The sequence below is a fragment of the Flavobacterium sp. FlaQc-30 genome, from assembly GCF_044005885.1.
GTDB lineage: Bacteria > Bacteroidota > Bacteroidia > Flavobacteriales > Flavobacteriaceae > Flavobacterium.
The window spans coordinates 24,981-35,950 of sequence record NZ_JBIPCO010000001.1; the positions used below are offsets into that span (position 1 = coordinate 24,981).

General features: G+C 32.2%; 11 protein-coding genes and 2 tRNA genes. 3 read left to right on the forward strand and 10 right to left on the reverse strand.

Annotation, left to right across the window (positions count from 1 at the left end; genetic code table 11):
- Position 1: 1 nt before the first annotated feature.
- Entirely contained in the window at positions 2 to 466 is a 465-nt protein-coding gene (gene rimP, locus ACHRV0_RS00080) for a ribosome assembly cofactor RimP (protein WP_164973666.1), read from the reverse strand.
- A gap of 174 nt (positions 467 to 640) precedes the next feature.
- Between rimP and ACHRV0_RS00085 the strand changes: the two genes are divergently transcribed.
- Entirely contained in the window at positions 641 to 1,465 is an 825-nt protein-coding gene (locus ACHRV0_RS00085) for a universal stress protein (RefSeq protein WP_395439520.1), read from the forward strand.
- A 74-nt stretch (positions 1,466 to 1,539) separates the two neighbouring features.
- Here ACHRV0_RS00085 and ACHRV0_RS00090 read toward each other — a convergent pair.
- Positions 1,540 to 1,610, reverse strand: a tRNA-Gln gene (locus tag ACHRV0_RS00090).
- Between the two features lie 108 nt (positions 1,611 to 1,718).
- A tRNA-Gln gene (locus ACHRV0_RS00095) sits at positions 1,719 to 1,789 on the reverse strand.
- Between the two features lie 245 nt (positions 1,790 to 2,034).
- On the opposite strand from ACHRV0_RS00095, the gene ACHRV0_RS00100 reads away from it, so the two are divergent.
- Both ACHRV0_RS00100 and ACHRV0_RS00105 read left to right on the forward strand, forming a co-directional pair.
- Positions 2,035 to 5,316 carry a DUF2723 domain-containing protein gene (locus ACHRV0_RS00100; RefSeq protein WP_395439521.1) on the forward strand — a complete coding sequence of 1,094 codons (3,282 nt, stop codon included), beginning with the start codon at positions 2,035 to 2,037 and terminating at the stop codon, positions 5,314 to 5,316.
- A 92-nt stretch (positions 5,317 to 5,408) separates the two neighbouring features.
- A complete protein-coding gene (locus ACHRV0_RS00105; RefSeq protein ID WP_089052700.1) occupies positions 5,409 to 6,044 on the forward strand; it encodes a polysaccharide deacetylase family protein in 636 nt (211 codons plus the stop codon).
- A gap of 21 nt (positions 6,045 to 6,065) precedes the next feature.
- Here ACHRV0_RS00105 and ACHRV0_RS00110 read toward each other — a convergent pair whose 3' ends face one another.
- From ACHRV0_RS00110 to ACHRV0_RS00140, 7 genes are all read right to left on the reverse strand, one after another.
- Positions 6,066 to 6,368: a co-chaperone YbbN gene (locus tag ACHRV0_RS00110; RefSeq protein ID WP_089052699.1), complete on the reverse strand. Its 303-nt coding sequence runs from the start codon at positions 6,366 to 6,368 to the stop codon at positions 6,066 to 6,068.
- Between the two features lie 71 nt (positions 6,369 to 6,439).
- On the reverse strand, positions 6,440 to 7,675 hold the full coding sequence (locus ACHRV0_RS00115; protein ID WP_395439522.1) for a metallophosphoesterase: 1,236 nt from the start codon (positions 7,673 to 7,675) through the stop codon (positions 6,440 to 6,442).
- A 175-nt stretch (positions 7,676 to 7,850) separates the two neighbouring features.
- Entirely contained in the window at positions 7,851 to 8,051 is a 201-nt protein-coding gene (locus ACHRV0_RS00120; RefSeq protein WP_395439523.1) for a hypothetical protein, read from the reverse strand.
- A gap of 109 nt (positions 8,052 to 8,160) precedes the next feature.
- Entirely contained in the window at positions 8,161 to 9,495 is a 1,335-nt protein-coding gene (locus tag ACHRV0_RS00125; RefSeq protein ID WP_395439524.1) for a sensor histidine kinase, read from the reverse strand.
- A 9-nt stretch (positions 9,496 to 9,504) separates the two neighbouring features.
- Entirely contained in the window at positions 9,505 to 10,179 is a 675-nt protein-coding gene (locus ACHRV0_RS00130) for a response regulator transcription factor (protein WP_395439525.1), read from the reverse strand.
- A 186-nt stretch (positions 10,180 to 10,365) separates the two neighbouring features.
- Positions 10,366 to 10,548 carry a hypothetical protein gene (locus tag ACHRV0_RS00135; RefSeq protein ID WP_395439526.1) on the reverse strand — a complete coding sequence of 61 codons (183 nt, stop codon included), beginning with the start codon at positions 10,546 to 10,548 and terminating at the stop codon, positions 10,366 to 10,368.
- 62 nt (positions 10,549 to 10,610) lie between these two features.
- Positions 10,611 to 10,856 carry a hypothetical protein gene (locus ACHRV0_RS00140; RefSeq protein ID WP_395439527.1) on the reverse strand — a complete coding sequence of 82 codons (246 nt, stop codon included), beginning with the start codon at positions 10,854 to 10,856 and terminating at the stop codon, positions 10,611 to 10,613.
- Positions 10,857 to 10,970 lie beyond the last annotated feature (114 nt).

Below are 10,970 nucleotides of genomic sequence, written 5' to 3' on the forward strand. Positions count from 1 at the left end.
ATTAAAATGTTACTGTAACAATTGCCTCTTTAATTTCTGTATAAGGTATTTGCTGCTCTTTTTGAACTGTTTCTTTTCCTTTTCCTATTTTTTTCGGTTCTCTTGCTTCCCAAGACAAAATTATAAAAACATCGTTAGCTTCTACTAATTCTGCTTCAATTTTTTCAGTATTTGTAGTAACAATCAATGTTCTACCAATATTTTTCTTGTATTGTCTTACCAATTTCAAAGGAGACCCTACTCCAACTGATGCTACTTCAAGAGAAAAATCTTGTTCTTCACGATCCAAGTTATTCTCAATTGCTCGACTAATATCGATGCAATCCTGCAGCGCCACTCCTGTATCACCATCTAAACCTACACTAATTTTAAAAGCATCAGAAACAGCCAAATCAATCAAAAAGATTGACGGCTTTTCTAAAAGAGCCTCCGCAATTAATCCGTTTACTTTTTCTTTAAATGTCATAATTTTATAAAAAGAGGGGACACTTAGTCCCCTCATTATTTAGATTTTAATAAATAACGGTGCAAATATAGTGATTTTTTTATAAATCAAAATAAATAGATCGCTCTAAAAATATTTCTTATCTTTATAGAAGCATTAATTTAACAGAATTTCTCATTATTTAACCCAAAAACCATGAAACAAATTCTAGTACCTACTGATTTCTCTGAACACGCAGAAGACGCCTTAAAAGTCGCTGCGCAAATTGCCAAAAAAAACAACTCCGAAATCATCATCCTTCATATGCTTGAACTTCCAAGCCAAATGAACGATGCCGTTTTAGGCGGCGCCAGCATTCCCGAAACCATGCTATTCATGAAAAAAGCAAACGAAATGCTGGACGAAATTTCATCAAAACCATACCTAGACGGCATTCAAGTGACTGAAATCGTAAAAATGGACAGGCCGATTCACGGAATCACTCAAGTAAGCAAAGACCACAATATAGATTTAATTGTAATGGGATCTCACGGCTCTTCTGGCGTTGAAGAATTACTAATAGGCTCCAACACCGAAAAAGTAGTACGCAATTCTGATATTCCTGTTTTGGTAATCAAAAAAGACATCAAAAATTTTAATGCATCCAATATCGTATTTGCTTCTGATTTTTCAGAAGAAGCAAAAAAACCATTCAAAAAACTCCTTGACTTTGCCAAAACATTCCAATCAAAATTGCATTTAGTTACAATTTGCACACCAAACAGCTTCAAAACTACACACGCAGCAGAAAAAGCTATAACCGATTTCATCACGGAGTTTAACCTCTCAGATTACACCACAAATATTTACAACGATACTAATATCGAAAAAGGAATCATAAACTTTTCTAACAAGATAAACGCAGATATCATTGGAATGTGTACACACGGAAGAACTGGTTTTGCGCACTTTTTTAACGGAAGTATCAGCGAAGGCTTAGTAAATCACGCCGTTAAACCTATTATTACTTTTAAAATATAAAAAACATCCAAGCAAAATAAACACACTTAAATTTACGGCATAAAAAAAGCCTCTCGAATGAGAGGCTTTTTATGTTGGTCTACTAGGACTCGAACCTAGAAAGACTGCACCAAAAACAGTTGTGTTACCATTACACCATAGACCAATAGCGCTGTTAAGCGGGTGCAAAATTATAACTTTATTTAGTTTATGCAAATTTTTAGAGATATTTTTTTTGCATAAAAAAAGCCTCTCGATTGAGAGGCTTTTTATGTTGGTCTACTAGGACTCGAACCTAGAAAGACTGCACCAAAAACAGTTGTGTTACCATTACACCATAGACCAGCAGTGCTGTTAAGCGAGTGCAAATTTAAGCCTTTATTTAATTTGCACAAGCTTTTTTATCAAAAAAAATCATTTTTTTTTCATTTTTCACCTTCATACTGATTCAAAACATCAGAAGACACTCATAAACAACAAATTACTCTTCACTTATACTTTTATAGAATTTTTTGTTAATGCTCGTTTCTTTACACAAAAAAACATTTTCTTTGTAGGATTAAAAACATTCAAAATTTTAACACCTAAATATGGCACAATTCAATTTCAATAAATGGAATACAATTATTGGTTGGTTTGCATTTGCAATCGCTTTAATCACCTATACATTAACAGTTGAACCTACCATGAGTTTTTGGGATTGCGGGGAATACATAGCCACAGCGGCAAAATTAGAAGTAGGTCACCCTCCGGGAGCACCTTTATTTCAAATGATGGGTGCCTTTTTTGCAATGTTTGCAATAGATGCGCAGCATGTAGCCTTAATGGTAAATATGATGTCTGTTTTTTCAAGCGCCTTTACAATATTATTCATGTTCTGGTCATCGTCTATGATTTTAAAGAAAATCGTAGCTCGTTTTGCCGAAATTGACCAAAACAATTCTATTGTAATTCTGGGAAGTTCTTTTGTAGGAGCATTAGCTTACACTTTCTCAGACAGCTTTTGGTTTAATGCCGTTGAAGCCGAAGTATACGCAATGGCTTCATTACTTATAGCATTACTTTTCTGGCTGGGATTACGCTGGGAACAAGATATGGACAAACCAAAAGGAAACAAATGGCTATTAATCATATCTTTAGTTGTTGGACTTTCGTTTGGTGTGCACTTTATGGCATTATTAACGATTCCATCAATCGGGTTTCTTTATTATTTTAAACATTACGAAAAAGTTACTATTAAAAATTTCCTTATTGCAAATGTTGTTGTAATTGGAATTTTATTATTTATCTTCAAATTACTTTTGCCTTTAACAATGGCATTCTTTGGTAAAACTGAAATTTTCATGGTAAACAGCATGGGATTACCATTTAATTCAGGAACTATTTTTGTTGTTTTACTTCTAGTTGCATTCTTCTATTTTGGATTAAAATTCACCAAACAAAAAGGTTTAATTTTTTACAACACTATTATACTTTGCATCTTATTTATATTTATAGGTTTTTCGACTTGGATGATGCTTCCTGTGCGTGCTAACGCAAATACAGTTATCAATGAAAACAAGCCATCGGATGCTGCCGAAGTTTTAGCTTACTATAATCGTGAGCAATATGGAGTAAACCCATTATTCTATGGTCCTCAATACACTGAAGTTTTCGCAGGTCTGGATGCTAAAAATCCATACTTAGACAAAAAACCCAACTACGAGAGAGATGATAAAACGGGTAAATATATCATTACCAATAATTATAAAAATGCAGATCAAAATTCAGATGACAATCAGAAAACAATTCTGCCAAGAATGTGGAGTACCGAAACTGGACACATCCAGAACTACATCAGCTTTACAAATCCGCCTAAATTCAGAATCAACCCAAATTACAATTATGAAGATGATTTAGCAAAATACGGAATTGACGCAAGCCAATTGAGCGAAGACGAATACAACAAAGCAACTGCTCAATTAAGAAATGAAGTTGAAAAAACGATTTCTGAATTTAAACATGCTTTCGCTCAAAAACAAATTGACAACGAAGGCTATGTTAAATTCTTACAAAGCTATAAAGACTATTTAATAATCGAAAAACCTTCAACTGTAGATAATTTCAGTTTCATGTTCGAATATCAATTCGGATATATGTACTGGAGATATTTAATGTGGAATTTTGTTGGACGCCAAAGTGATGTTCAAGGAAAATATGACAATTTAGACGGAAACTGGATTAGTGGAATCAAAGCTCTTGACTCTGTACATTTAGGATCTCAAGACAACTTACCTTCTGACGTTTTAAACAACAAAGGAAGAAATGTTTATTTTTTCCTTCCGTTTATCTTAGGTTTAATTGGATTAATGTACCATGCCAACAAAGATCTTAAAAGTTTTTATGTGCTTTTAGCGTTATTCTTATTTACTGGAATTGCATTAAAAATTTACCTAAACGAAAGACCTTTTGAACCTCGAGAAAGAGATTATGCTTTGGTAGGATCATTCTATGTCTTTGCAATTTGGATTGGTTTTGGAGTTTACTCTTTATACGAAAGTATCCAAAAATATATTGCTCCAAAAATTGCAGGACCTATTATTATTGCCGGAAGTTTATTAGCCGCTCCTGTTTTAATGGCAGCGCAAAACTGGGATGATCATGATAGATCAAACAGATATACTGCTGTTGCAATGGCTAAAGCTTATTTAAGTTCATGCGATAAAGATGCCATTTTGTTTACTATTGGAGACAATGATACCTTCCCTCTCTGGTATGCCCAAGAAATTGAGCATTTCAGAACAGATGTAAAAATTGTAAACACCAGTCTTTTCATGACAGATTGGTATATAGACCAAATGAAAGCAAAATCATATGAATCTGACCCTCTGCCTATATCATTTACACATGAGCAATATGTTGGAGACAAATTAGATTACGTGGCTCATATTCCAAAGATAGAAACACGCTGGAACATCACTGATTTTATCGATTTTATCAAAAACCCTAAATCAACTGTAGGATTACAAAATGGGCAGACAATTCATTTTTACCCAACAAATAAGATTAGAGTAAACATTGATAAAAATGCTATTATTAAAAACAAAGTTGTAAATCCTAAATACAATGACTCTATTGTTCCTTATATGGACATAGACATTAAAGGGAGTGCAATCTACAAAAATAGATTAATGATGCTTGACATCTTAGCTAATAACAATTGGAAACGACCAATTTATTTTAGTGGAGGCGCTTTTGATGACGAGGATTATTTATGGTTGAAAAACTATTTACAGCTAGATGGAATGGTTTACAAACTGGTTCCTATTAAAAATGTTCCTTCTAAAGATGGCGGACCAATGGACATGGGACAAATTGACGCCGATAAAATGTATAACATTGTAATGAAATGGGACTGGGGCAACAGTGAAAGTGAAAAAATCTATCATGATCCAGAAACTAGAAGAAACAGCATTACTTATAGAACAAATTTATCTCGTTTAATGAACGAACTTATTGCCGAAGGTAAAATTGACAAAGCTAAAAACATTATCAATTTAGCAATTACAAAAATGCCGTTAGACAAGTTTGGTTATTACTCTTTAGTTGAGCCATTTGCTGGTGGATATTACAAAGTAGGAGAAAAAGATAAAGCACACGATTTATTAGAAAAGCTAGTTAATAAGTACAGAGAAAATCTAGATTATTACAAAACTTTGAGCGGTTCTGATCAAACAGATTTAGCTATTGACATTATCACTGATATTGAACGATACAGAAGCCTGCTACAAGTAATGAAAGAAAACAACGATAAAGCTTTTTACGAAAAACACAAAACAACGTTTAATACGTATGTAAATATTTTTGAGCGTTTTGGACGCGAAAAAGAATAATATACGAAAAATATATTAATTAAAAAAATGCAGTACTGCTTGATAAACAGTGCTGCATTTTTTAAATTTACTTATCTCTAAATAAGTTAACAATGAGCTTTTATTGGGTAAAAACTAATTCATTCATAAAAACGGTGTTTTCTAAATATTGTTGGGACATTCCAAACAACGAAAAGAAAATATACCTAACCTTTGATGATGGCCCAACTCCAGAGATTACAGATTGGGTATTAGCTGAATTGAGAAAATTTGATGCAAAAGCTACCTTTTTTTGTATTGGAAAAAACATTAAAGCCAACTTATCCTTGTTTGAAAAGCTTATAACTGACGGACACAGCATAGGAAACCACACCATGAACCATGTTAATGGATGGAAAAGTAATAATGATGACTATATTGAAAATGTAAAAAACTGCGCTGCTATTTTAGAAGAAGAAAAAACATGTAATTTATTATTTCGCCCGCCTTATGGGAAGATCAAAAAGGCACAATCTAAAATTTTACGAAAATTAGGTTATAAAATAATTATGTGGGATGTTTTGAGCGCTGACTTTGACCAAAGTATTACTCCTGAAAAATGCCTCGAAAACGTTACAAAAAATGTAAAATCAGGAAGTGTAATTGTATTTCATGACAGCATAAAAGCTTCACCAAATTTAAAATTTGCTCTTCCAAAAACACTGCATTTCTTAAAAGAAAACGGCTACAAGTTTGATATTATTCACTAAATAATATCACTACCTTAACTTTTAAAAATCAAATTGATCTTGAACAATACCGATAAGAGTATTTGCATCAAGTTCTCCAGACTGTCTCCAGATCATTTGCCCTTCTTTATAAATCATCAATGTAGGCAGACCCTTAATTCGCAATGCCTCAGCCAATTCTTGATTCTTATCTACATCAATTTTAATTACCTTAGCTTTGTCGCCTAGCGCAGCCGCAACATCCTTAATAACAGGATGCATCGATACTGATGATTCGTTCCAATCTGTGTAAAAGTCAATTAACACTGGAACCTGAGCATTTATAAGTTCTCCAAATTTTGACATAAAACCAAAAATTTAATTCTTTTAATCTAGTTAAAAAAGATAATTAATACAAATGTAGCATTTTTAACGAATTAAGCCACATTGTTCCCCTTTTTTAGTTCAATGACCGTTATTTCAGGCATAATTCCAACTCTTCCAGGATAGGCATGAAAACCAAACCCGCGGTTAACATAAACGTATCTTTTAGACTCTTCGTATAATCCTGCCCATTGTTTATAAATATATTGTGCGAGACTCCATTTAAAATACCCCGGAATCTCAATTCCAAATTGCATGCCATGAGTATGACCAGACAAGGTTAAATGAAAGTTTTTAGGATGTTTTTTTACTTCATATTCCCAATGACTAGGATCATGACTCATTAAAACTTTGAAATCATCTTGATTTACCTGCTCTGAAGCTTTATTTAAATCCCCAGCTTTCTTAAAATTTGCTCCCCAGTTTTCTACACCAATTAAAGCGATTTTATCATCACCTTTCTGAATATATCTATGTTCATTAAGCATTAAATCAAACCCAATTTGACCATAAAGATTTTTTATTGCCTCAAAGTTCTCCCTTTTTTCTTTCTCAGAAGACCAAGTTACATACTCGCCATAATCGTGATTTCCTAGAACCGAAAATTTACCATATTTATACTCTTTAATACGGTTGAACGTTTCCAGCCAAGGATACATTTCCTTAGCATGAGTATTTACAATATCTCCTGTAAACAAAATCATGTCAGATTCCTGCTCATTTATTAAATCAATTGCATAGTTTATCTTTTCAGGATTATCAAAACTTCCGCTGTGTACATCTGAAATCTGAGTAATTTTAAACCCATCAAATGCATCTGGCAAATCTGGAAAAAAAATAGTTTGCTTGATTACCTTAAAATTATATTTCCCTTCAAATATTCCATAAATCAAAGATAAAAAAGGCACTGCGGCCAATCCTAATGCTATCTGACTTACAAACTTTCGTCTCTCGGGCATCATTTCCTTACGAGGCGCATTATAAATAAAATAATTCAAGATACTAGCACCAATTCTAAAAATGTCTTCACTAAATAAAACTAACGTAATTACAATTTTCGGTACGTAAACAAGCAACATCAAACCTGTTGTAAACATAAATTGTTTGGTTTGCCCAACAGATCGATCTACCTGAGAAAAAGAATAAATTATAAATACAAGAAGCAGTGCACTAATAATTTGATATGCAGTTAAAACCCATCTTAATTTAATTAAAGTTCGGAAAGCTTGATAGGAATAGAACTCAATAAGCAAAAATAGAGCACATAGAATTACAAAACGAAGGATCATTTATTTACAGTTTTAAGCAAAGTAACAAAGAATGAAAATTTTATCGCTTTTTATTATCAAAAATTTAACTCAAACAAAAACAAAAGCCGATAGATTACTCTATCAGCTTTTTTATTACAATTTTTTTTCTAAAACCTTATGCCTAGCATAGGTTACTTTAGCAAACTAATGCTTTTTATTTTTTTGCTTTTACTGCTTCTGGCTTAGCTGCTTCTGGTTTAGCTGTTTCTGCTTTTGCAGTTTTCTTGTCCGCTTTTTTGTCTTTTTTAGGAGCTTTAGCCTCTTTTACTGGTGCAGCTTTTGCTGGAGTTGTTTGAGCGTTTATCATTGCAGTTGTTCCTAGAACAGCAATTGCTAACATTACTAATTTTTTCATGATTGTTTTTTTTTTTTGTGATTATTATCTCTTATTTATAACCCAAAGGTAAAACCGTAAAATGAAGACAACATGAAGTTTTGCAAGTAAGAAAAATTTTAACAAATAATTAGATTTTAGCCATATCAGGGAAAGATAAAGTGAAAATTGTTCCCTCATTTATATTTGACACAACTTTGATTTCAATATGATGAAAAACAGCTATACTTTTTGCTATCGCAAGACCCAGCCCCTGCCCTTCCTGATCAGAGCTGACTCTCGCAAACCTATTAAAGATATTTTCAATTTGAGAATCACTCATACCTATCCCAGAATCTGCAATTGAAATATAATATTGATTTTGCATAAAACCATCGCTCACTATAATACTTCCGTCTGGTTTATTATACTTAATTGCATTGGTTACCAAATTATAAATAAGAATATGAAGCAAGGTTTTATTTCCTCTAAAAATCAAATCGTTCTTCATTTCATTTACAAATCGAATTCCTCTATCTTCAATTCGATCTTGCAGATCCTCCTCGACATCATTTATAATTTCATGAAAATTAATTTCCTCATTCGCTTCATATTGATTGTTTTCTATTCTAGAAATCAACAATAGATTATTGATGATTTTTTTCAGCATATCTAATGTCTTTAGCGAACCAGCTATTTTATCAAAAGCGTTCTCATCTAAAGATTCATTCTGTAATAAATTCTCAAACTTGCTTTTGAGCAAAGCAATTGGTGTAAGAAGTTCATGAGAAACATTCGAAATAAACTGCTTTTCTTTTTTAAAAAGTTCCGCAATACGATCCATCATTTGGTTCAAAACCAAATCCAGCTCTCTAAAATCTCTGGATTTTGCTTTTATAGGCGTATGATCAAAAACTTCAGGTTCATTGACGCGCCTTATTTTTGTATCAATAATTTTATAAAATGGCTTTAATAAATACTCGATATAAACGGTATCAGCTAAAAAAGTCACCAAAAGAATGACAAATAAAACTATAATAATAAAAAACCTAATTATAAAAGTAAGATCATTTACCTCACCAAGGCTACTGCCAATTTCGAGCTGGTAGCCTTCATTCCCAAAACTAAAATGATGCGTCAGAATTCTATATTCATTTTCTTCCCCTTCAATAATGCGAAATTCATTTGTAAAGGTTGTTTTTTTTTGATTGGGTATAATTGGAGCTTTCGAAAGAACTAAAAACTCACTGTGAAGTGTAGAAAACTGAGAATAAGTCTCGGTAGAATCGCCTTCATTTTCGATAAAATCATTAATTTCCTGCTGATTTAAATGCTCTATAAACTTTTCTTTTTTCTCAATAAGACCATTATTGACATGTCTATAAACCACCTTTTCGACTAAAATAGGAAGCATCAACCATAAAATTAAAATCACCAACAAGCGTGTCAGTGCATTAAAAATTGCCAATTGATGTTTTATCTTCACAATATTTGTTTATTCATTAATACGATAACCCACATTTCTAACAGTTTCAAACCAATCTATTGGTGCATGTTTATCTAATTTTTTTCGAAGGTTTCGAACATGAACATCAATAAAATTAGAATCTGAATTAACCTCCAAAATATCCCCCCAAATATGCTCGGTTAATTGTAATCTCGTAATTACACGATTTTTATTCAAAACAAGATACTGAAAAATGTCGAACTCTTTTTTGGTCAAGTTTATCGCAATTTCATCAAAACTAACTTTGTAATCCTGAAGCTGCAGCAAAAATCCGTGTATACTTAAATTATTCAAAGTAAAGCCATGAATTCTGCGGATTACAGCAAATAATCTTGCTCCAAGTTCCGTAAGTGCAAAAGGTTTTGTCAAATAATCATCGGCACCTAAATGAAGACCATTAATTCTGTCATCCAATTCCCCCCTAGCCGTAAGAACAATAACTGCAATTTTTGATTTTGTTTTACGAACTGCCTGTAAAACCTCAAAACCATCACCATCCGGCAATCCTAAATCAAGCAGCATTGCATCATAATCATTACTGTTAAACTCATCAAGAGCATCCATGCAGTTATTTGCAATTTTACAAACATAACCTGCATTGCAAAGAAAGTCGTATACCTCTACAGCAAGCTCTTTATTATCTTCAACAATCAAAACATTCATAAAAACATCTTTTAAGTGCAACTAAAATTAATCAATTATCAAAAATCAAATGACACATTATTAAAAAATTAACGAACAAAAAAAGCTGACAAATTTCTTCATCAGCTTTCTTCAACCGCATTCTCCACAATCATTAATCCTACTTTGCCTCCTTACAATCTTATGAAGACAAAGCGTTAGCAATGTTTATTTTTTTACGGTAGCAGTTTCTTCTTTTGGAGTTTCAGCTTTTGCTTTTTTGTTTGATTTATGATGGTGTTTTGTAGCTTTCACCTCTTTTGCAGGAGCTACCTGAGTTGGAGTTGTTTGAGCACTAACCATTACACTTGTTCCTAAAACTGCTGCTAATACAATAAATAAATTTTTCATGATTTCTAATTTTTTAAATTAATTACACTTGTTTTATTAATAACCTTAAACCTTATACATATTTATTTTTTTACTTTTACTATCTCTTCTTTTGAAGCTGTATTTTTTTCTGATTTTGTTTTTTTATCAGATTTATTTTTTTTGTGTTTTGTTGCTTTTACTTCTTTTGCAGGAACCGTTTTGTCCTCTTTTGCAGGAAATGCATGAACCATTGCACTTGTTCCTAAAACTGCGACTAATAACATTAATAAATTTCTACTCAAGCTTAGCTGTTTGCTTTTTTTGTTTTCGTGAATCTTCGATTTCATAATTTCTAAGATTTAATATTCAATTCCTTTTATTTTACAGATCAAAATTACCCCTGTAACATGAAGAGAAAATGAAGAAATCTCCGAATAAAAAATTTTAACTTGACATTAACT

Excerpts from the sequence above, each read along its gene's own strand:
- ACHRV0_RS00135 (WP_395439526.1), bottom strand. The coding sequence starts at position 10,548 with ATGAAAAATTTATTTATTGTATTAGCAGCAGTTTTAGGAACAAGTGTA.
- ACHRV0_RS00115 (WP_395439522.1), bottom strand. The coding sequence starts at position 7,675 with ATGATCCTTCGTTTTGTAATTCTATGTGCTCTATTTTTGCTTATTGAG.
- ACHRV0_RS00085 (WP_395439520.1), top strand. The coding sequence starts at position 641 with ATGAAACAAATTCTAGTACCTACTGATTTCTCTGAACACGCAGAAGAC.
- ACHRV0_RS00110 (WP_089052699.1), bottom strand. The coding sequence starts at position 6,368 with ATGTCAAAATTTGGAGAACTTATAAATGCTCAGGTTCCAGTGTTAATT.
- ACHRV0_RS00100 (WP_395439521.1), top strand. The coding sequence starts at position 2,035 with ATGGCACAATTCAATTTCAATAAATGGAATACAATTATTGGTTGGTTT.
- ACHRV0_RS00105 (WP_089052700.1), top strand. The coding sequence starts at position 5,409 with ATGAGCTTTTATTGGGTAAAAACTAATTCATTCATAAAAACGGTGTTT.
- rimP (WP_164973666.1), bottom strand. The coding sequence starts at position 466 with ATGACATTTAAAGAAAAAGTAAACGGATTAATTGCGGAGGCTCTTTTA.
- ACHRV0_RS00140 (WP_395439527.1), bottom strand. The coding sequence starts at position 10,856 with ATGAAATCGAAGATTCACGAAAACAAAAAAAGCAAACAGCTAAGCTTG.
- ACHRV0_RS00120 (WP_395439523.1), bottom strand. The coding sequence starts at position 8,051 with ATGAAAAAATTAGTAATGTTAGCAATTGCTGTTCTAGGAACAACTGCA.
- ACHRV0_RS00130 (WP_395439525.1), bottom strand. The coding sequence starts at position 10,179 with ATGAATGTTTTGATTGTTGAAGATAATAAAGAGCTTGCTGTAGAGGTA.